We start from the raw sequence: 21,047 nt of genomic DNA, 5'->3' as shown, positions 1-21,047 counted from the left end.
GGTAACGTTAAAGCCATCAATCAAAAAACCTTCATAATGAAGCTCTGGCGCCATGACTTGTTGATAAAAAGCAATTTGTTCACGTAATTTAGTTTCACGTTGAATGCCTTGTTCTATTTCTACAAAAGCTTTCTTCTGAGCAAGTTTAGTGACTTCTAATTCTACGCCTAAAATATTTAAGTTTTTAACTAGCTTATTATTTTCATTCGTCAAATTATCAATACTTTGTTCATGGGTCGCTACAGTGTCTATTTGTTTTTCATAATGATAATTTCCCAGGTGAAAACCTATATACAAACAGATCCCCAGAGCAACAACTAACAATAAGTACAGCTGAAAAGCACCAAAACGTCGCTTTAATTCAGACAATTTCAACTTGATATCTCGACTAATAAAAATTTTAATTAAGTCTACCATCGGCAATATTAATAACCTATGGAAACTCTACATTCATTGGCTCTTATAACACGCCATTCTGCAAATAACTCAGTCTCACTATTTTCGCCGCTTCTCTTTACTTCAATATTCACACAAGCGAAACTATTACTCTTTAAGTTACAAAGGCTTGTGATAAGCTGCAGATGAATCTTTAAACAAGTTTGGCACGTAATGAATCTCGACACATTTAGGCAAGAACTGGCAACGCCAAGGACATCAATTCAATTATGTTTGATGGGAATTGTGAGTGGAATATGTGCCGCATTATTAATTGTTCTTTTTCGCTTAACGATTAACTGGATACAAGTGTTTTTTACTGGCGAGCAGAATAGTTTCAGTGAACTATCACCAATTTACCGATTTATACTCCCTATAATTGGTGCTGTTTGCATATTGATAGTTGCCTATTTAACCGGTTTTAAACATTACAGAATGGGCATTCCATTTGTTATTCACAGAGTAAAACATTTCTTTGGACGTATTCCTTTTCGCACCACAATCAACCAGTTTTTAGGCGGTGCTTTTGCCTTAGCTTCTGGATTTTCAGTGGGAAGAGAAGGCCCTTCAGTTCACCTAGGTGCGTCAGGCAGTACTTTTTTTGGACAATGGTTGCAGCTTCCAGAAAACAGTATTCGAATATTATCAGGCTGTGGCATTGCCGCTGCTATTTCCGCATCGTTCAACACCCCCTTTGCTGCAGTTATCTTTGTGATGGAAGTGGTATTTCGAGAATACAAGATACACATATTTATACCAGTAATGTTAGCTGCAGCTTGTGGCAGTGTATTAACCCGCATAGTGTTTGGTGAAGCACAAGAATTGTCGTTTATTCATTTCAACGAATTTAGCCGATGGATCTATTTGTATCTTATTATTCTCGGTGTTGCATTGGGTTGTTTGGCATCCTTGTTTAACAATAGTTTAATGTTTGTAATGCGAAGTTTTAGTAAAATCAATATGGCAAATCGCTTGTTATTAGCAGGCCTATTAACCGGCGTTATCGGTTATCTCATCCCCGAATCATTGGGGGCTCATTTTGATTCTGCACATCAATTGTTTGATCAAGAATTCAACATAAGATTACTCTTCTGGGTTTTATGCGCAAAGTTTTTACTGACTATTATCGCTATTGGGTTAGGGATCCCTGGTGGTATCATGGGGCCAGTTTTCGTTATTGGCATGTTAAGTGGTGTTTTGTTAGCAGCCCCGTTGGAATTTTTTATTACAGACACTAAAGACTTACACGGTAGTTTTTCTTTGTTGGGTATGGCCGGACTTATGACAGCCGTGGTGCATGCTCCACTGGCCGCCTTATCTGCGGTTATGGAATTATCGTATAGTCCAGAGTTAATTCTTCCCGCCATTTTGGTCGTGGTCCCAGCCTATGTCACTTCCACTCAATTTTTAGGTAATAGCTCTATTTTTACGCAACAATTAGATTTCCAAAAATTACCTTACACTACATCTGCGGTGACCGAATCCCTTCAAAAAACGGGAGTGTTAGCTGTCATGGAAAAAGAATATGTCGTTATGACAGAAAACGATGAGCGATTACTATCTTATATCGGCTCTAGTGCTAACACTTTAGTGGTGCAGAAAAACACCCAAGAGCTCAAAGCTCAGTTTTCTTTGGTAAGTTTAGATCAAGGAAAAAATGAAGACACAGCACGCTTAATTCACGTCCCTATGCAAGGTGTTAAATATCAGGCTACATTGGCCGAAGTATATTCATTATTAGAGAAAAATAGAGCAGGGGCGGTTTACGTTTATTCAAATGACGCTGATAATATTGTAGGTATCATCACTTGGGCTGTATTACGGAATTATTTACATACAGCCAATTACTAGATAACAACCCTTAGGAAATAAATGACTTTACTCTGGATTAAAACCTTACATATATTTTTTATGGTAGCTTGGATGGCCGGAATATTTTATCTTCCTAGGCTCTTTGTCTATCATGCATCAACAACAAATATAGCAGTCAAAGAGCAGTTTAAAATCATGGAAAAACGATTATGGTTTTTCGTTACTCCCTTTGCTTTTTTGACACTAATATTTGGTATATGGCTTATATATTTGTACGGTATGGCTTGGTTTGTAGCGTCAACCTGGCTACATATAAAACTGATATTGGTATTAATAATTTATATTTATCATTTTTATTTATTCAAGTTACTCAAACAATTTGCCGATGATAAAAATGTTCACTCAGCACGCTTTTACCGTTTTCTAAATGAAGCGCCTGTTTTAATATTATTGGTTATAATCAGTTTAGCGGTTGTAAAATACGTGTAATACACAAACATTAAATCACAAGGAATGGATATGGATTTAAATCAAAGGACGTTAAAATCTCTGATGAAAAAAACGGACCGAATGTTTGAAAGTTATAAGTTGCACCCAACTTCAGATGATCATGCAAGAGCTTATGAGCAAGCTAAAACCGAGTTAGATAACTTTTTAGCTGCCATGCGCAAGTCAACTCACATTTCCAAATAGGTATTACATCTTTTTAAGTCAGAAAAGAGACATTCCTTCTATGCTAGTGTTTAATCACGCTAGCATAAAATGTTATCATCTTTATATTACCTCTTGTATTAACTGTATTGACTAATACAAAACCAAGTCTCATTACACTTCAGAGAGCTCAACTACATGTCAGAAAAATTAGCCGGCCACTACTCAGAAATCCTAACTCAACTTGGAGAAGACGTTACTCGTGACGGACTAGTCGACACACCTAAAAGAGCCGCTAAAGCCATGCAGTTTTTGACCGATGGTTATCAGAAAAATTTAGATGAAGTAGTTAATGGCGCAATATTCGAAGCCGATACAGATGAGTTAGTTGTTGTTCAGGACATAGAATATTACTCATTGTGTGAACATCACATGTTGCCCTTTATTGGTCGATGCCATATTGCCTACTTACCTGATGGAAAAGTACTTGGTTTATCTAAATTTGCTCGAATTGTAGATATGTACTCCAAGAGACTGCAAATACAAGAAGGGCTGACTAAACAAATTGCAGACGCCGTGCAAAAGGTCACAGGAGCAAGGGGTGTTGGGGTCATTATGGAAGGCAAACACATGTGTATGACCATGCGTGGTGTGCAAAAGCAAAATTCATCTATGGTGACATCTGTCATGCTTGGCACATTACGTAATTCAGATGCCACTCGAAATGAGTTTCTGCGATTAATTGGTAAGTAAGCTCCGGCCAAACCAAATCTCATAATTGGCACATATTTTCTATGCTTAGTCGCTATGTAGAATAGTTCTAAACGCAGCTTATTTTAGTTTAAGCACCATATTAGCCAATACCATGTGCGTATAATGTGCATGATAATTCAGAGATGTTATTTAAATGAAATACCCAAATTTCTTTAAGCTCCTGCTATTAATTTCAGTATGCCAACTTTCTACTCATACCTTTGCGAAACAAGAGGCTAAATACGGCCCAAGAGAGTTTGCAGTTGACAATAAATGGACTGCAATTGTTGCTGCTTTTGCTCCTGAAATAAATGCAATCAACCATGCTTTTAGCCAATTAAATTATGCAAAAATTGAAAAAACGCTGTCCATTCGAGGTATTAAATATCAATTAGGCACTTATAAAGGCGAACCAGTTGTCGTTTTCACTACCGGCATAAGTGTCCCTAATGCAGCCATGACCATGCAAATGGCATTAGATTATTTTCCCATAGATAAAGTTGTCATGATGGGCATTGCTGGGGGCATTAATCCAGAGTTTTCACCAGGCGATATATCGGTTCCGGAGCGTTGGTATTTTCATGATGAATCTGTTTATGCCAACCCTGTTCCAAATAACAATGGTGATTACATTTTACCTGATTTTTACGAGCAAGCGCTTAAAGCTTATAAAGCGAGAGAAAAGACCGATCCCCATGCACCTTCTTATCAAAACTTTGGCTATATTCATCCTGAAGAAATGGCTGTAATCAAACATGGTTGGGACCACCCCAAACAAATGCCTTATTTTAGTGCTACTCCTGAACTGATTGAGTTAACCAGACAAGCAGTTAAAGCTGTCAGCCCTATTAACATGCCTTCAGGTAAGTCAATTAAGATTCAGGTAGGCGGAAATGGTGTAACGGGATCTGTATTTCTCGATAATGCTGACTACCGCAATTGGTTACAAAAAGTATATAAAGCTCAAGTCAGTGAAATGGAATCGGCCGCAGTGGGGCAAGTCTGTTTTGTGAATGACGTGGATTGGGTCATTATTCGATCAGTGAGTGATTTAGCAGGCGGTCAGCAAGGCAAAAATGTTGAGAGCGTATTTGACGGCATAGCCTCAGGTACCGGGACTAAACTTATGCTGGGATTACTTGATCAAATTGTCGAACTAGAAAAACAGTAAACAAAAAAGCCGACTGTTAAAGTCGGCTTACAATTAAATTGCTTTACGCTATCAAAAGTTAGAATTAATCGCGATTTACTACTGCATTATGGTAAACATGCTGCACGTCATCACAATCTTCTAACATGTCCATAAACTTATCGAACGTTGCTACGTCGTCGCCACTAACCTCGGCTTCGGTTTGTGGAATAAAAGTAATTTCTTCTGCATCAAACTTAAGCTCTGGGTTACTATCAGTTAATGCAGTACGTGTGTTATTAAATTCGGTATGTGGAGAATACACAGTCACTACGCCGTCTTCACATTCAACTTCGGTAACGTCTACGTCAGCTTCCATTAAGACTTCTAATACCGCATCTTCATCATCACCTGCAAAAGCAAATACAGCTTGATGATCAAACATATGGCCAACTGTACCTTCTACACCCAGTTTTGAACTGGTTTTAGTAAAACAGTTACGTACGTCGGTGATCGTTCGGTTATTGTTATCTGTTAAACAATCCACTATCACCATGCAACCACCTGGTCCAAAACCTTCGTAACGAGCAGGTACATAATCTTCACCTGCTCCACCCGCTGCTTTATCAATGGCTTTGTCGATAACGTGACTAGGTACTTGGTCTTTTTTGGCTTTTTCGATTAAACGACGTAATGACAAGTTAGCTTGGGGATCGGTTCCACCATTTTTAGCTACAACGTAAATTTCTTTACCATACTTAGAATATACTTTCGTTTTAGCTCCGGCCGTTTTTGCCATGGATACTTTACGAACTTCGAATTTTCTTCCCATCTACAATTCTCTTTATTAGCTATTTTTATTTAATTTTTTGGCTCATTACCACGGATTTTACCGATTATATCATCAGAGTACAAAAGCAATAATCTTCTACCTTATTTAAGGTATGTGTTCTGATGCTAGATAATCGTGTGACTGCATTTCTTTAAGGCGACTTAGACAGCGTTTAAATTCAAAATCTAATTGACCTTGGGTATACAAATCTTCCAGAGCCACTTCAGCAGATATTATCAGTTTTACATTACGCTCATAGAATTCATCAATCATGGCAATAAAACGTCTTGCGATATCATCTGTGGCCTGCCCCATTTGTTCTACATTCGCTATTAATACCGAATGATACAATCGACTAATTTCCATATAGTCTGTTTGACTTCTGGGTCCATCACAAACGGCCCTAAATTCAAACATCACCACACCATCAGCATAATGCAATGAAGGGATCATGCGCCCTTCAATTTCGATGTCTTGATTTTCAGTCCCCACCTCTGGCGCTAATTGACCGAAATACTTATGTAAATTTTCGTTAGCTTTAGCATCTAATGGATAATGGAATATCTCAGCCTGTTCCAGGGTGCGTAAGCGATAATCTACACCACTATCCACATTCACAATGCGCGTATTTTGGTTAATAAGCTCTATTGCTGGCATGAAACGCGCTCGCTGCAATCCATTCTTATATAAATCATCAGGGATAATATTTGATGTGGCAACCAGCACAATACCATGGGCAAATAGCTCTTCCATCAAGGTCCCTAAAATCATTGCATCTGTAATATCCGAAACAAAAAATTCATCAAAACATATCACTCTTGTTTCTTTGGCAAAGGTTTCAGCAATAATTTTTAAGGGATCTGATTGACCACCTAATGTTTTAAGCTCCTGATGAACTCTATGCATGAATCGATGGAAGTGAATTCGCATTTTTTTTTCGAATGGCAGGCATTCGTAAAAAGTATCTACTAAATAGGTTTTTCCACGCCCCACACCGCCCCAAAAGTATAAACCTTGAATCGAAGGCTTTCGCATCCCCTTACCAAAGGTTTTTTGTAATTTAATCCGCCAAGTTAATTTTTTTTGTGGTTGGGTTAACTCATCAAATAAACGTTGCAATTCTTTTACTGCATTCTCTTGTGCGGCGTCATATTGGAAATCGGCAGTTTCTAGATCAGTCTGATATTTCTGCCATGGGGTTTGCTGTGTCATAGATTGAAATTTTTCCTACCATTTAGTGTGAAATATCATTGTGTGGAAATAAATAACCACTTGAATACAAATAAAATGACCTCATTAAAAATGCTAGGCGTATAATAACAATATAAATTGAGTATTGCGCTTCTACTCAAGCAATTAGTTTAAAGCGATTGAGTATTAAAAGAAGCATAGATAATAAGATTAGGAGTTTTTATGGATTGGATAATTGGCGTATTGTTATTAATTGTAGGTGGAATTATTGGTTACTTTGTTGCAAAACATTTCAGCGAAGAAGACAAAAACCAACAAAACAGCGCAGAAAATGAACAGACAGTGCAAGAAATCATGGCTCAACAAGCATCTGTTCACCTAATAGAAACCAAAAAAATTGCTGAACAATTAAGTCAGCAAGCAGAGTCACTAACACAGCAGGTCTCACATTACGAACAAGTCTTAATTAGCCAGAAATCAGGGGCTGAAGAAGATCAACTGAATTATTTCGGTGAACATGCTGCGACTTATTTACGTAATAAAACTGCTACCCCGGCTCGTGAAAAAGATAAGGCCGAGGTGCAACCTTTAGATTTTTCTTCAGAAAGTTCAGGACTGTTTTCCGGTAACGCGGAGACAGAAGACAAACAAGTTAAGTAATGAACTTTCTGAGAAGAAGTGTAGTCATTGTATTGTTTATTAAAATTAGATATTGGAGATAATATTCGATGAATAAGATAGTGAATCGTTTTGCCGTAGCCTGTTGTGTCGTTGCCGCCAGCATGTCGATAAGTGTGTCGTCTAGCGCAGCTTTACCCTTCTTTTCAACAGATAAAAACGAAGTGCCAAGTTTGGCGCCTATGCTGGATGAAGCCACACCAGCTATAGTCAGTATTTCTGTAGAAGGAACACAAGTGTCACGCCAAAAAGTACCAGAAATGTTTAAACACTTTTTTGGCGGGCCTAATGAACAAGTGCAAGAGAGACCTTTTAAAGGTTTAGGCTCGGGAGTCATAATCGACGCTCAAAAAGGCTACGTTGTCACCAATAACCACGTGGTCGATAATGCTGACGAAATCACAGTCAAATTAACAGATGGCCGTGAATTCAAAGCAAAAAAATTAGGCGCTGATCCACAAAGTGACATCGCTCTACTAAAAATTGAACCAGAAAACTTAACCGCCGTCCCATTAGCCGATTCTGATGCATTAAGAGTCGGTGACTTTGTGGTCGCGATTGGTAACCCCTTTGGATTAAGCCAAACTGTTACCTCAGGAATTGTCAGTGCACTTGGCCGTTCAGGTTTAAATATAGGCGGTTATGAAGACTTTATTCAAACGGATGCGGCTATCAATCGTGGTAATTCTGGCGGGGCTTTGGTCAGCCTTAGAGGCGAACTAGTCGGAATTAACACTGCTATTTTCGGCCCTAACGGCGGCAATGTAGGTATTGGATTTGCTATTCCATCCAATATGATGAAAAGTTTAGTCGATCAAATTATTGAGTTTGGAGAAGTCCGTCGAGGATTGCTGGGTGTAACTGGCCAAGATATTGACTCAGGTCTTGCTGAGGCGATGAATTTAGATGTCAATAAAGGCGCTTTTGTACTAGAGGTATCAGCAGATTCAGCCGCTGAAAAAGGCGGTATCGAGGCTGGTGATATTATTACTAAACTCAATGGCAAAACTATCGAAAGTTTCCAAGAGCTTAGAGCAAAGATTGCCAGCAAAGGCGCAGGTAGTGAACTTGAGTTAACTATATTACGTAAAGGTAAACGTAAAACGATTGACGTAACTTTAGGTGATGCGACCCAAACTACTGTCGAAGCTAAAGAAATTCATCCAGCACTTGAAGGGGCGACCCTAACAAACGGTAAAACCAAACAAGGAGATAACGGCATCGTTATATCTGACTTAGAAAACCGTTCACCCGCCGCTAGGACTGGGTTACAAGACGGGGATGTAATAATCGGTGTTAACCGTAAAAAAGTAGATACTGTGATGCAATTACGTTCTGAATTAGATGATGCTAATGGTGTTATTGCTTTAAACATTAAACGTGGATTAGCCTCACTATATTTAGTTATCCGCTAAACCAAACCAAATAGCGACTTTTGATTCCCTCTTAAGTCGCTATCAACTCACTGATTTCAATGCTATTATCTTTTATTATAAGCGTAGCAACCTACTAAATTTCTGTGCCAAAACTGTTAACATCTATATTAAAATCTGTAGCGATCGGTGTGATCATTTCTTCGGTTATTTTGCTTCTCGTTCCTGACTTACGTCAAGGAAGCGGCTTACCTCTGACCTTTTTTCAATCTCAAGACAATGACAATAAAAAATTAAGTTATAGCCAAGCTGTTAATGTTGCAGGCCCAGCAGTTGTGAACGTATATAGTGAAAGCATAGACTCCTCTAATTATTACAACCGCCAAACGCAGGCTAGAACCAACCTGGGCTCTGGCGTCATTATGAGTGACAAAGGTTACATATTGACCTGTTTACACGTGATTGAGAATGCCGTCACAACAAAAAACAATCGAATCCTCATTGGTTTACAAGACGGTCGATTGGCGGAAGCACAAATTGTCGGCTTTGACCCTGTTACTGACTTAGCTGTATTAAGTATTCCTCCTGAAAACTTACAAGTTGTACCTCAAAAAACAGCTAACAATAATCTAGTAGGTGATGTTGTGCTGGCCATAGGTAACCCGTATAACTTAGGTCAAACTGTTAGCCAAGGTATTATCAGTCGCATTAGTAAAAATATGTTAAACCCTTATTTTGACTACATTCAAACTGACGTCGTTCTTAACGAAGGTAATTCAGGGGGTGCCATAGTAGATAGTGAAGGAAACTTAGTGGGCATTGCCAGCGCAAACTTTACCACCCGAATTCGTAATCGAATTGAAAACGTAGAGGGTGTATCTTTTGCCATTCCTTATTCCTTAGCCAAAAAGGTAATGGACGAAATCATTGATAGTGGCAAAGTAACACGAGGTGCGCTGGGCTTTATTGGTGGAGAACACATCACAGGTAATGGAGGTATTCTTGTAACAAGTGTAACAAGGGGCGGTCCAGCTGACATATCCGGTTTACGCGTTAATGATATTATCGTAAGTGTAGACAATTTAGGCACAACAAACACTCGCCAAGCATTAGACTATATTACCAATACAACACCAGGCACAGTAGTCAGCGTGGAAATCAATCGAAAAGGGCAAGTTATGACCCTAGAAATGACAGTCACCGAATTATAAATTCTGCTTTAACTATTTAACCTGAACTAGTCGACTCTTCTTATCTCAAGTTCAGGTTATTTACACTTAAAGTTAAGCCGTTTTACCGGTTAACTCGTTTAATATTTGCTCCTATCGCGTTTAGCTTCTTCTCAATATATTCGTAGCCACGATCTAAATGATAGATACGGTCAACCGTTGTTTGACCTTCTGCTACTAAACCTGCAATCACCAAGCTTGCAGAGGCTCGCAAATCAGTTGCCATGACCTGTGCACCTTTTAATGTCGACTTACCATCACACACCGCATTATTACCTTGCAATGAAATGTCTGCACCCATTCGTTGTAATTCAGGGACGTGCATAAATCTATTTTCAAAAATATTTTCAGTCACCACGCCTGTGCCGTCAGCCACACAATTTAAAGCAACAAACTGCGCTTGCATATCAGTGGGGAACCCTGGGTGAGGAGCAGTTTGAATATCAACACTCTTGAGTGTCGTTCCAGTCATATCCAATTCAATCCAGTCATCTCCGACTTCCAACTTAGCGCCCGCTTTAGTAAGTTTATCAAGCACAACATCTAAACTTTTAGGAGCAGCATTTTCACAACGAATCTTACCTCCCGTGACAGCACCGGCAATCAGAAAGGTACCCGTTTCAATTCTATCCGGTAGCACTTTATAACGACATCCATTAAGAGCAGGCACACCTGTGATTTCAATTCGATCACTACCAGCGTTAGACACTTTTGCTCCCATAGCATTTAAACAGCTAGCTAAATCAACTATTTCAGGCTCTCTAGCTGCGTTTTCGAGAATGGTTTCTCCTTCAGCTAAACAAGCGGCCATCATGAGATTTTCTGTTGCCCCAACACTCACCACATCCATGAAGATGTGCGCTCCTTGTAATCGGCCTTTTACGGATGCCTGAATATAACCAGCATCTACGTCGATGATAGCGCCCATTTGTTCCAGTCCTTGCAAATGTAAATTGACCGGACGAGCACCAATAGCACAACCACCAGGTAAAGAAACAGACGCTTTTCCAAACTTAGCTAACAAAGGTCCTAAAACCAAAATCGAAGCGCGCATGGTTTTAACTAACTCATATGAGGCATTACAGTTATTAATATGACTAGGATCAATCTCGACTGACTGACCGTCTTTACGCAATGTTTTAGCACCTAGCTCGCTCAACAAAGCTAAGCTAGTTCGAATGTCTCTAAGCTCTGGAACATTATCAAAATAACAAGTAGAGTCAGCCAAAATACTGGACATTAAGATAGGTAAAGCGGCATTTTTAGCACCAGAAATAGTCACTGTGCCCTGCAAAGGCGGGCAGGCCTCAATAATTAATTTGTCCATGACAACACTCTAATTTTAATAATTTACAATGGAAAGAATATAAGGAACGAACACTTATTGAGGCGGGTTAAAGATTTTTTCTTTTTGCCACTGTGACTCAGTGAAGGTTTTAATAGACACGGCATGCATAACACCTTCAGCAATTTTTTCTGCTAATGGTGCATAGACAAATTGTTGTTTTTTCACACGGCTCATATCAGCGAATTTATCGCTTATAGCAATCACTTGAAAGTGTGATCCTTCACCACTTACATGCACTTCAGCTAAACCAAGCGTGTCTTTTAATAATGATTCTATTTGTTGGTGTTCCATGGCAAATCCAAAATGGGAAAATTAATCAGCTATTGTACCGATAAAAAGTTATCAACGTCGCTAATTTTTGCAAGATTTACTATGGTTTGTGGAATATTTTTAAGTTGCAATAAAATTTTGTGTTGTTTGCAGTATTTAAGCAAGTTAATTAGCCAAGCTAAGCCTGCTGTATCTGAATGTTCAATGCCTGACATGTCCAGTATTGCTTTTTCACTGGGCGAAGCTTGATTAAACGCCTTTAATGCTAAAAAGGTTTGTTGCTTGCAAAAGGGCACCGTCTCTCTATTTAAATCGCCACTCAGTTCAAAGTGCCCTTGTTTTTGTACAACTAATTTTAATTCTTTCACCTCATTCCCTTTTATTTGGATTCAAGAACCAAAGGTTTTTCAATCGCATCTTTCATTAGGTTGATGACTTCTTGTAAGCCATCTTTGCGCAATATAGATTCAAACTCACTTTGTTTGCTAGACAACATGCTAATGCCTTCAGCGACCATGTCGTATGCTTTCCATTCATTTGTTCTTTTATTTTTACGCAGTTTAAACGCCAAGTTAATGTCAGGACGATTAGGATCTTTTATTATGGTTCGGACCGTAATAGCTGTTTCATTCTTGCCTAATTCCTTAGTAGGCTGAAACTGCACTTCTTGATTTTTATAATAAGACAAAGCAATTGAATAAGTGGTAATTAAATAGGAGCGAAATACACCAATATATTCAGGTATGAGTTTCTTAGGCACTTTTTTATAATACTTTCCTAACACCTTAAGGGCAGAAAAATTGTAATCTATATAAGGCAATAGTTCTGCTTCCATAATATCTCGTAGCAGCTCTGGATTCTTTTCAATTTCCGAACGCTCACTTTTCATTCGATCAAAGGTTTTATGCGCCACATCTTGAATCATGACATATGGATTGGCTTCTTCTGCCTGCACAAAACTAGTAGCAAGTAATAGTAGTCCGCTCGCTACTAATTGAGTAAATGGTTTTAACACGTTTAAATTCTCCAACTAAAATTAGTCATTATTACCAAACAAAAATTGACCAATAAGATCTTCTAACACCAATGCTGATTTAGTGTCCTCTATGTAGTTACCATCTACCAAGTTTTCAATACCGTCTATGGCAAAGCCTGGCTGAAATCCAACATATTGCTCACCCAATAACCCCGATGTCAGTATCGCTACTGAACTCGTTTCAGGGAAGTTTTGAAATTCTTTAGAAATACTCATAGCAACAATAGGGGTAAAGTCGTCTTTATCTAGTGTAATGCTATCTACCCTACCAACAGTCACGCCGCCAACTTTTACTGCTGAACGTGTTTTTAAACCACCAATATTGTCAAATTTCGCAAGTAGAGTATAAGTATCTGATGAATTAGTGATACTTTGATTTGCCACTTTTAACGCCAATAGCAAACCGGCAGCTATGGTCAATACCACAAAAAAACCGACTAACAATTCCGCTTTTCTAGATTTCATTCTATTTCCTTTACTCAATTCCGAACATTAATGCGGTTAGTATAAAATCTAACCCTAAAACAGCTAACGAAGAAAACACCACTGTTTCTGTCGTTGCTTTACTAATACCTTCTGACGTGGGTATTGAATCATACCCCTTGAATGTAGCTATCCAAGTAATGACGAATGCAAATACAAAACTTTTAATTACGCCATTCATTACGTCTTTGTTCCAATCAACCGTAGATTGCATGATAGACCAATAACTACCTTCATCGACGCCTAACCAATCTACTCCGACCAAATGACCACCTAAAATACCAACAGCACTAAAAATAAGAGCTAACATTGGCATGGAAATCACCCCAGCCCACAACCGCGGTGCAATAACTCTACGTAGAGGGTCAACTGCCATCATTTCTAAACTTGACAATTGTTCGGTCGCTTTCATTAAACCAATTTCAGCAGTGAGTGCTGAACCTGCTCGTCCAGCAAAAAGTAATGCCGTCACGACTGGGCCTAATTCACGTAATAAAGATAGAGCAACCATAGGACCTAAACTACCTTCAGCTCCGTACCCAACCAATATCGTATAACCTTGCAACGCCATAACCATGCCGATAAACAAGCCTGACACAACAATTATTAATAAAGACTGAACACCAACTACATACAACTGTTTAATAGTAAGGGGAAACATTTTTAGAAACTGGGGTTTTGCTACTAAGGCACCAAACAACATAAGAGTGGCTCGACCAAACATAGCCAACCGGTCAAGCGTGTTCGCACCAATATTGATTAACCAGTTCATACTTCACCACCTAAAAATGCCTGCTTTGGACTAACAGCAGGATAGTGAAATGGCACGGGTCCATCAGCCTTACCCTGTAAAAACTGTTGTACCAGTGCTGAATCACTATTTTTAATTTGTTCTGGGGTGCCACTGCCTATGACTTTTTTCTCAGCAAGTATATATATGTAATCCGCAATGGTTAACACCTCAGTTACATCGTGTGTGACAACCACACTAGTGAGCTGCAATGCGTCATTTAATGCTTTAATTAATTTAACTAACACCCCCATAGAAATAGGATCTTGCCCAGCAAATGGTTCGTCATACATGATTAATTCTGGGTCTAAGGCAATTGCCCTAGCTAAAGCGGCTCTACGAGCCATGCCACCAGATAATTCGGCTGGCATTAGATCCGCCGCACCTCTTAACCCCACAGCCTGCAATTTCAACATCACAATAGTGTGAATAATGGATTCGGCTAACTTTGTGTGCTCCCTTAAAGGAAAAGCAACATTGTCAAACACTGTCATGTCGGTAAACAGCGCACCACTTTGAAATAACATGCTCATTTGTCGACGAACATCAAACAACCTGCGTCGACTCATATTAGGAATAGATTCATTCTTATATTTAATATCGCCAGAATCAGGTGTAAGTTGTCCCCCCATAAGGCGTAACATGGTTGTTTTTCCAATACCACTTGGCCCCATAATGGCCGTTGTTTTCCCTTTTTGAATTCGTAGTGAAATATCGTCATAGATAATTCTACCACTACGGCTAAAGGTTAAATTGTCGATTTCTATCAAGTTTTCCATTAAGTCTGGATTGTTCCATAAAAAAAATTAACTAAAAGGTCAAAAATAAACCCCTTTATATGCAGCACATTGTATTCGTTTTCTCTATAAAATAACAAAAGGAAAAAGTAACAAGGTATATTCAATTTAAACGCTGCTAAGCTGAACATACACTTAATGTACACTTAGTGCTCAATCCAAGCTGTAACAATATGTATAAGTTACTCTGCAAAGAACCATTATACAGACTTGTTTTTTGTCCAGTTGGTGCATATATTCTCAGCCTATGTGCATGAATGCAGTTACCTGACCGTACTCGTTCTAAAAAAGTTACAAACATAATCTAGATATTTTATTGTTCTTGCATATGCAACCTCGTCACTTTTTGCGACAATTACCTTTAGGCCCTTATGAAAAATAGAAGTGAACATTTGTGATATTAGAAGCATGTTATTTTCTGGTGTGGTTAATCGTTTTAAGTTGGGCCGCAGATAGATTTGTATTTGGCGCTTCGGCTTTAGCCAAAAACATTGGTGTATCTCCGATGATAATTGGTCTAACTATAGTGGCCATGGGGTCGTCAGCTCCTGAAATAATGGTTGCTGCTACTGCTTCTCTTAATGGTAGTACCGATACTGCTGTTGGCAATGCCTTAGGTTCAAATATTACCAATATTGCTTTAGTCCTAGGACTCACAGCATTACTCAAGCCACTCACTGTGGCTTCTAGCACACTAAAAAAAGAAATGCCTATATTACTATTGGTATCTTCTTTAGCGGTTTACTTTTTATCTGATCAGATATTGGATAAAACAGAAGGCATTATTCTTATCATTATGTTTTTCTCGGTTATTGGTGGACTCACTTGGATATCACTGCATATGGAAAAAGGTGATCCATTGCAATCTGAAACAGAAGACGAAATTCCATCAGGTGTCCCGACTTCCAAAGCAATTATTTGGCTAATAGTTGGGATGATCCTTTTACCACTTAGTGCTCATTTCATGGTTAATTCAGCAGAAATAATTGCCCGTTATTTTGGATTGAGTGAACTAGTGATTGGTTTAACAATTATTGCAATCGGCACAAGCTTACCAGAACTAGCCGCTTGTATTGCAGGCGTACTAAAAAATGAAGATGATCTCGCGTTAGGTAACATTATTGGTTCCAACATATTTAATATTCTAGCAGTGCTTGCGATGCCTGGGTTAATTGCGCCAGGCGAAATAGACATCAATGCCGCCAACCGTGATGGTTACGTGATGCTAGGGCTAACCGTATTACTGATAATATTTAGTTTTAATTTCCGTGGTACAAGACGCATAAACCGTTATGAAGCCTTCTGTTTATTCAGCTGTTTTATTGGCTATCAGTTTTTAGTGTTTGCCTAGGCGAAATTGATCATGTTTAAACAATCAGCACTTAGAGTACTTAAAATTGAGCAGCAAGCTATAGAACAGCTTGCTCAGTATATAGATGATTCCTTTGAACAAACCTGCGAGCTATTGTTGTCATGCAAAGGTAAGGTTATTGTTTCGGGAATGGGCAAATCGGGTCATATAGGTAATAAGATTTCTGCAACCTTGGCGAGCACAGGCACCCCAGCATTTTTTATGCATCCTGCAGAAGCCAACCACGGCGATTTAGGCATGTTAACTGAACAAGATGTGCTGCTAGCAATATCCAACTCAGGTGAAACCTCTGAATTACTTGCATTAATTCCCGTAGTTAAACGTTTAGGCGTACCACTTATAGCGATGACCTCAGACGCTAATTCAACTTTAGGCAAATTTGCTGATATTAACCTAAACATAAAAGTAGAAAAAGAAGCCTGCTCTTTAGGTTTAGCGCCAACATCCAGCACCACAGCCACGCTAGTTATGGGTGATGCCCTAGCCGTTGCGTTATTAGACGCGAGAGGATTTACTTCAGAAGATTTTGCTTTATCTCACCCCGGTGGCTCACTTGGGAAGAAATTACTCTTATCCTTACAAGACATTATGGTTAAAGATACCGCTCTACCGCTCATTTCTCCTACCAAGACATTGAGACAAGCATTAGTTGAAATGTCACAAAAAGCCCTCGGCATGACCGGAGTAGTTGATAAAGACGGGATGTTAATTGGCATTTTTACAGATGGCGATTTGCGCCGAGTGTTAGACGATAGAGTAGATGTTCATAAAACCGAAATTCAGCATATAATGACCAAACACTGCATAACAGCAAATAGTGACATGTTAGCAGCTGAGGTACTTAACCTTATGCAACAACATAAAATTAACTCACTGTTCGTCGTAGATAAATCCGGATACCCTGTAGGCGCTATCAATATGCAAATTTTACTTCAAGCTGGAATTATTTAATGCCCGAACTTACTACTCCTTATGGCCCAATTAATGCCAACTTTTTACACAAGTTAAGTAAGATTAAACTTTTAGCTTGTGATGTAGATGGTGTATTTTCCGATGGCCGCATATATATGGGACAAGACGGTGAAGAATTAAAAGCTTTTCACACTCGCGATGGTTATGGGATCAAAGCCATACAAAATATTGGGATACAAGTTGCTGTAATAACGGGTCGCAGTTCAAATATGGTTGAAAAAAGAATGACCTCTTTGGGGGTCAAACATATTTTACAAGGTTGTGAAAACAAACAGCCCGCACTGGAATCATTACAATCTCAACTGGGTATTTCGACGAACGCTACAGCTTCAATTGGCGATGACATGCCAGATATTGGGATGTTTGGCACGTCAGGCATTAAAGTTTGTGTTGCAGATGGGCATCCAGTCGTACAACAAAATGCAGATTATATCACTCACATAAAAGGTGGGTTTGGCGCAGTTAGAGAGTTATGTGATTTAATTTTGTTAGCCAATAATAAGTTAGACTTGATCCACGGCGCGAGTACATGAATCGAGTCACAGCCTGCATCAGCTTGTTATTTTTATTAGCGTTAGGTTTAAGCCTACCTGGTTGGTTAAACAAAGAAGAAGTAACGCCCATTTCACAAACTGAAGAAGCATGGATCCCTAATTATCAGGCTAAAAAAATGCGTAGTACTTTGCATGACAGTACTGGCAAAGTGAATCATCAGGTATACGCTGAACAAATGGAAAACTATGACCTATTAGGCTTTACCTTATTTAAACAGCCTGAATATTTATTATTTGCGCAATCCTCGCACCCATGGAAAGTCAATGCGATTGAAGGAACCCTATATGAAGATCAACGTTTGCAATTTGAAACAGATGTTGAAATTACCAGTCTAAACACTCAAGGTTATGTACAAACCATTCGTACTAGCTTTGTAGAGGTAGACCTATTGAATAAAACAATGTCATCTGATCAAGCGGTAGAAATAATTGGTCCAAACTATGTTATTAGCAGTAACGGATTTACCGTCAGCCTTGAAACACAACGATATGAGTTATTAGATCATGTTAAAACCGTTTACCACCCAGCTACTCAAAACTAGTTTAGTTTTAAGTGTGTTGGCATCAGCACCTGTCTTAGCTGGAAAAGAAGACTTTACTAAAACCATAAAAGTCGCCTCTAATTATCAAGAAGGTGATGGCATTAATAAAAAGGCTTTATACCGCGGTAATGTGCAAATTAGTCAAGGCACATTAGTGGTAAAAGCCGATGAATTAGAAGTGGATGCAAGCCAAGGGGAAGGTAACGAAGTATTTACCGCTACAGGTAACCCTGCTGAATATTCGCAGCAACAAGAAGATGGCAGCATGGTCACGGCGAAAGCCAACAGAATTTTGTATCAACGCAATACTCGTTCTTTGTCTTTAGATGGAAATGCTGAAATTGAACAAAACGCTAGCAGTGTTAAAGGCAGCTCTATTATGTTCAATATGGAACTTGAACAAATTATTGCTCAAGGAAATGATCAAGAAAGTGGTCGAGTTATCACCATATTTCAGCCCGAAAACAAATCTCAGAACACACCTTCTAACAAAGCATCAGAGACACAGGAAATACAACCTTAATGGCCGTATTAAAAGCCACTCATTTAGCCAAGTCTTATAAATCTAGGCAAGTTGTTCGAGATGTCAGCCTAGAAGTGTCTACAGGTCAAATTGTTGGCTTGTTGGGACCTAATGGCGCTGGTAAAACCACCACATTTTATATGATTGTAGGTTTAGTGCCCCTTGATAAAGGTGAAATATACATAGATCAGCAAGCGTTAACCCTGCAACCTATGCATGTAAGAGCACGACAAGGTATAGGTTACTTACCGCAAGAAGCCTCTATTTTTAGAAAGCTAACCGTATACCAAAATTTAATGGCAATTTTACAAACTCGAAAGGAGCTTTCTACCGAACAAAGAGAGCAACAAGCCGACGCATTGCTAGATGAATTCAGCATAAATCATATTAGAAATAGTTTAGGTATGAGCCTTTCGGGTGGAGAAAGACGACGAGTAGAAATTGCTCGTGCGTTAGCAGCTGATCCAGAATTTATATTACTAGACGAACCCTTTGCTGGTGTTGATCCTATATCGGTTAATGACATAAAAAAAATAATTCAACATTTACGAGATCGTGGAATCGGGGTGTTAATTACCGACCATAACGTGCGTGAAACCTTAGATGTATGTGAAAAAGCTTATATCGTTAGTCACGGCGAATTAATCGCTTCTGGCACCGCTGAAGAAGTTTTAAGTGATCAACGTGTAAGAGATGTATACCTAGGTGAACAATTCAGGCTATAGTTAAGTCATAGGTTAGCTATGCAAAGACCAACAACGGATTAAAGAAAAGAAGTAAATGAAACCCTCTTTACAGTTAAAATTTAGCCAACAACTAACAATGACCCCACAGTTGCAACAAGCAATTAAGCTTCTGCAACTGTCTACTTTGGATTTGCAAACAGAAATTCAAGAAGCACTCGACTCTAATCCACTACTGGAAGTTGATGAACAAATCGACAACACGGGTGGCGATAAAGCATTAGAAACTAATCACAGTGCCGATGGTTCAAATGAAAATAATGATGTAAACGTCGACAATGTTGAAACTGGCGATGCTTTACAAAACAACGATATTCCAGAAGACTTGCCTTTAGATAGCACTTGGGATGAATATTTAAGTGCCTCATCTGCTCCTGCACCTTCTCCAGTAAGCAGCTCAGGTCCTGCTCAAGATGATGATCAAATTTTTCAAGGTGAAACTACAGACAACATCCAAGACCATTTATTATGGCAAGTACGTTTAACCCACTTTAGTGATACAGATCAAGCAATTGCTATTGCCATTATTGACTCCATTGACGACGCTGGTTATTTAACCATTAGCACTGAAGACGTCATGGCAAGTATGGATGATGAAGAAATTGAGCTAGATGAAGTGGAAGTCGTACTTAAACGTATTCAAATGTTTGACCCAATCGGCTCTGGAGCCCGAAGCGCTCAAGAATGTTTACTTATTCAATTGAAGCAATTTTCTGACGACACTCCTTGGCTATCTGAAGCGAAATTATTGATCACTGAATATTGTGACTTGATTGGCAGTAAAGACTACCGCACGTTAATGCGTAAAACTCGCTTAAAAGAAGAAGAGTTGCGTGAAGCCATGCGTTTGTTACAAACGTTAAACCCTCGTCCTGGAACAGCGATAGTAACTGGCGACCCTGAGTATGTTATTCCAGACGTATCCGTGACTAAAAAGAACGGTCGGTGGACAGTAGAATTAAATCCGGATAGCTTACCCAAACTCAACGTGAATCAACAATATGCGGCCATGAGTAAAAGTGTCAAAAACACTGCTGATAGCCAATTTATTCGTTCACACATGCAAGAAGCCAAGTGGTTTATAAAAAGCGTAGAAAGCCGCAACGACACCCTATTAAAAGTATCTAATTGTATAGTTCAGCAGCAAATGGGCTTTTTTGAACATGGTCCTGAAATGATGAAACCCATGGTGTTAAATGATGTTGCGGAAATGGTGGATATGCATGAATCCACTATCTCACGTGTCACTACGCAAAAATATATGCACACTCCAAGGGGCATATTTGAACTTAAATATTTCTTCTCTAGCCATGTGGCAACAGACACAGGTGGAGAATGCTCTTCAACGGCGATACGAGCGTTGATCAAGAAATTAGTCGCGGCAGAAATGCCTAGCAAACCGCTAAGTGATAGCAAGATTGCACAATTGTTGGCTGACCAAGGTATAAAAGTGGCACGGCGAACAATAGCAAAATATCGGGAATCGTTACTGATACCCCCGTCCAACCAACGTAAGAGCCTGTTATAGGCGAAT

The 21,047-nt window shown here is 39.1% G+C and carries 25 protein-coding genes; 15 read left to right on the top strand and 10 right to left on the bottom strand.

What is annotated here, in order from left to right; all coding sequences use genetic code 11:
• A partial coding sequence (locus ACSHXM_RS10195) for a DUF6776 family protein (protein ID WP_435688657.1) occupies positions 1-417 on the bottom strand: 417 nt, incomplete at its 3' end.
• 192 nt (positions 418-609) lie between these two features.
• Here ACSHXM_RS10195 and ACSHXM_RS10190 point away from each other — a divergent pair.
• From ACSHXM_RS10190 to ACSHXM_RS10170, 5 genes are all read left to right on the top strand, one after another.
• Positions 610-2,286 (top strand): chloride channel protein, encoded by a 1,677-nt coding sequence (locus ACSHXM_RS10190; RefSeq protein ID WP_435688656.1) that lies wholly within the window; start codon positions 610-612, stop codon positions 2,284-2,286.
• 21 nt (positions 2,287-2,307) lie between these two features.
• A complete protein-coding gene (locus ACSHXM_RS10185) occupies positions 2,308-2,736 on the top strand; it encodes a CopD family protein (RefSeq protein WP_435688655.1) in 429 nt (142 codons plus the stop codon).
• A 30-nt stretch (positions 2,737-2,766) separates the two neighbouring features.
• Positions 2,767-2,940, top strand: coding sequence for a hypothetical protein (locus ACSHXM_RS10180; RefSeq protein ID WP_435688654.1), 174 nt, complete (start codon positions 2,767-2,769; stop codon positions 2,938-2,940).
• A 156-nt stretch (positions 2,941-3,096) separates the two neighbouring features.
• A complete protein-coding gene (gene folE, locus ACSHXM_RS10175) occupies positions 3,097-3,651 on the top strand; it encodes a GTP cyclohydrolase I FolE (RefSeq protein WP_435688653.1) in 555 nt (184 codons plus the stop codon).
• Positions 3,652-3,805: 154 nt separating this feature from the next.
• Entirely contained in the window at positions 3,806-4,822 is a 1,017-nt protein-coding gene (locus ACSHXM_RS10170; protein WP_435688652.1) for a 5'-methylthioadenosine/S-adenosylhomocysteine nucleosidase, read from the top strand.
• Between the two features lie 64 nt (positions 4,823-4,886).
• On the opposite strand, the gene ACSHXM_RS10165 is transcribed toward ACSHXM_RS10170, so the two are convergent.
• Entirely contained in the window at positions 4,887-5,612 is a 726-nt protein-coding gene (locus ACSHXM_RS10165; RefSeq protein WP_435688651.1) for a YebC/PmpR family DNA-binding transcriptional regulator, read from the bottom strand.
• A gap of 105 nt (positions 5,613-5,717) precedes the next feature.
• Complete coding sequence (zapE, locus tag ACSHXM_RS10160) at positions 5,718-6,824, bottom strand: cell division protein ZapE (protein ID WP_435688650.1); 1,107 nt, start codon at positions 6,822-6,824, stop codon at positions 5,718-5,720.
• A 201-nt stretch (positions 6,825-7,025) separates the two neighbouring features.
• Here zapE and ACSHXM_RS10155 point away from each other — a divergent pair, with 201 nt between their 5' ends.
• The 3 genes from ACSHXM_RS10155 (at position 7,026) to ACSHXM_RS10145 (ending at position 10,065) form a co-directional block, all read left to right on the top strand.
• Entirely contained in the window at positions 7,026-7,463 is a 438-nt protein-coding gene (locus ACSHXM_RS10155; RefSeq protein WP_435688649.1) for a ZapG family protein, read from the top strand.
• A 68-nt stretch (positions 7,464-7,531) separates the two neighbouring features.
• Complete coding sequence (locus ACSHXM_RS10150; protein WP_435688648.1) at positions 7,532-8,896, top strand: DegQ family serine endoprotease; 1,365 nt, start codon at positions 7,532-7,534, stop codon at positions 8,894-8,896.
• 104 nt (positions 8,897-9,000) lie between these two features.
• A complete protein-coding gene (locus tag ACSHXM_RS10145; RefSeq protein WP_435688647.1) occupies positions 9,001-10,065 on the top strand; it encodes a trypsin-like peptidase domain-containing protein in 1,065 nt (354 codons plus the stop codon).
• 82 nt (positions 10,066-10,147) lie between these two features.
• Here the strand turns inward: ACSHXM_RS10145 and murA are convergent, their stop codons facing one another.
• From murA to ACSHXM_RS10110, 7 genes are read right to left on the bottom strand one after another with little or no spacing between them, the layout of a single operon-like run.
• Positions 10,148-11,410 carry a UDP-N-acetylglucosamine 1-carboxyvinyltransferase gene (murA, locus tag ACSHXM_RS10140; protein ID WP_435688646.1) on the bottom strand — a complete coding sequence of 421 codons (1,263 nt, stop codon included), beginning with the start codon at positions 11,408-11,410 and terminating at the stop codon, positions 10,148-10,150.
• 54 nt (positions 11,411-11,464) lie between these two features.
• Complete coding sequence (locus ACSHXM_RS10135; RefSeq protein WP_435688645.1) at positions 11,465-11,722, bottom strand: BolA family protein; 258 nt, start codon at positions 11,720-11,722, stop codon at positions 11,465-11,467.
• A 29-nt stretch (positions 11,723-11,751) separates the two neighbouring features.
• Positions 11,752-12,069, bottom strand: a complete 318-nt coding sequence (locus ACSHXM_RS10130; RefSeq protein WP_435688644.1) for an STAS domain-containing protein — start codon at positions 12,067-12,069, stop codon at positions 11,752-11,754.
• A gap of 11 nt (positions 12,070-12,080) precedes the next feature.
• Positions 12,081-12,716 carry an ABC transporter substrate-binding protein gene (locus tag ACSHXM_RS10125; RefSeq protein ID WP_435688643.1) on the bottom strand — a complete coding sequence of 212 codons (636 nt, stop codon included), beginning with the start codon at positions 12,714-12,716 and terminating at the stop codon, positions 12,081-12,083.
• Positions 12,717-12,737: 21 nt separating this feature from the next.
• Positions 12,738-13,202, bottom strand: a complete 465-nt coding sequence (gene mlaD, locus ACSHXM_RS10120; protein ID WP_435688642.1) for an outer membrane lipid asymmetry maintenance protein MlaD — start codon at positions 13,200-13,202, stop codon at positions 12,738-12,740.
• A 10-nt stretch (positions 13,203-13,212) separates the two neighbouring features.
• Positions 13,213-13,992: a lipid asymmetry maintenance ABC transporter permease subunit MlaE gene (mlaE, locus tag ACSHXM_RS10115; RefSeq protein ID WP_435688641.1), complete on the bottom strand. Its 780-nt coding sequence runs from the start codon at positions 13,990-13,992 to the stop codon at positions 13,213-13,215.
• Positions 13,989-14,789 (bottom strand): ATP-binding cassette domain-containing protein, encoded by an 801-nt coding sequence (locus tag ACSHXM_RS10110; RefSeq protein ID WP_435688640.1) that lies wholly within the window; start codon positions 14,787-14,789, stop codon positions 13,989-13,991. Before ACSHXM_RS10110 ends, mlaE begins: the two co-directional genes overlap by 4 nt.
• Before the next feature lie 412 nt (positions 14,790-15,201).
• Here ACSHXM_RS10110 and ACSHXM_RS10105 point away from each other — a divergent pair, with 412 nt between their 5' ends.
• The 7 genes from ACSHXM_RS10105 to ACSHXM_RS10075 are packed head-to-tail and all read left to right on the top strand — an operon-like array spanning position 15,202 to position 21,041.
• A complete protein-coding gene (locus ACSHXM_RS10105) occupies positions 15,202-16,158 on the top strand; it encodes a calcium/sodium antiporter (protein ID WP_435688639.1) in 957 nt (318 codons plus the stop codon).
• Positions 16,159-16,170: 12 nt separating this feature from the next.
• Positions 16,171-17,130 (top strand): KpsF/GutQ family sugar-phosphate isomerase, encoded by a 960-nt coding sequence (locus ACSHXM_RS10100; RefSeq protein ID WP_435688638.1) that lies wholly within the window; start codon positions 16,171-16,173, stop codon positions 17,128-17,130.
• Entirely contained in the window at positions 17,130-17,684 is a 555-nt protein-coding gene (gene kdsC / locus ACSHXM_RS10095) for a 3-deoxy-manno-octulosonate-8-phosphatase KdsC (protein WP_435688637.1), read from the top strand. The genes ACSHXM_RS10100 and kdsC overlap by 1 nt, the downstream gene beginning before the upstream one ends.
• Entirely contained in the window at positions 17,681-18,247 is a 567-nt protein-coding gene (gene lptC, locus ACSHXM_RS10090; RefSeq protein WP_435688636.1) for an LPS export ABC transporter periplasmic protein LptC, read from the top strand. The genes kdsC and lptC overlap by 4 nt, the downstream gene beginning before the upstream one ends.
• Positions 18,210-18,770 carry a lipopolysaccharide transport periplasmic protein LptA gene (lptA, locus tag ACSHXM_RS10085; RefSeq protein ID WP_435688635.1) on the top strand — a complete coding sequence of 187 codons (561 nt, stop codon included), beginning with the start codon at positions 18,210-18,212 and terminating at the stop codon, positions 18,768-18,770. The genes lptC and lptA overlap by 38 nt, the downstream gene beginning before the upstream one ends.
• Positions 18,770-19,495 (top strand): LPS export ABC transporter ATP-binding protein, encoded by a 726-nt coding sequence (lptB, locus tag ACSHXM_RS10080; RefSeq protein ID WP_435688634.1) that lies wholly within the window; start codon positions 18,770-18,772, stop codon positions 19,493-19,495. The genes lptA and lptB overlap by 1 nt, the downstream gene beginning before the upstream one ends.
• 55 nt (positions 19,496-19,550) lie before the next feature.
• Positions 19,551-21,041, top strand: coding sequence for an RNA polymerase factor sigma-54 (locus tag ACSHXM_RS10075; RefSeq protein ID WP_435688633.1), 1,491 nt, complete (start codon positions 19,551-19,553; stop codon positions 21,039-21,041).
• Positions 21,042-21,047 lie beyond the last annotated feature (6 nt).

Source organism: Paraglaciecola sp. (assembly GCF_051252315.1).
In the GTDB taxonomy this organism is placed as follows: Bacteria; Pseudomonadota; Gammaproteobacteria; order Enterobacterales; family Alteromonadaceae; genus Paraglaciecola.
Note: the sequence above shows the minus strand (reverse complement) of the source record. Positions and strands in the feature narration are given on the sequence as shown.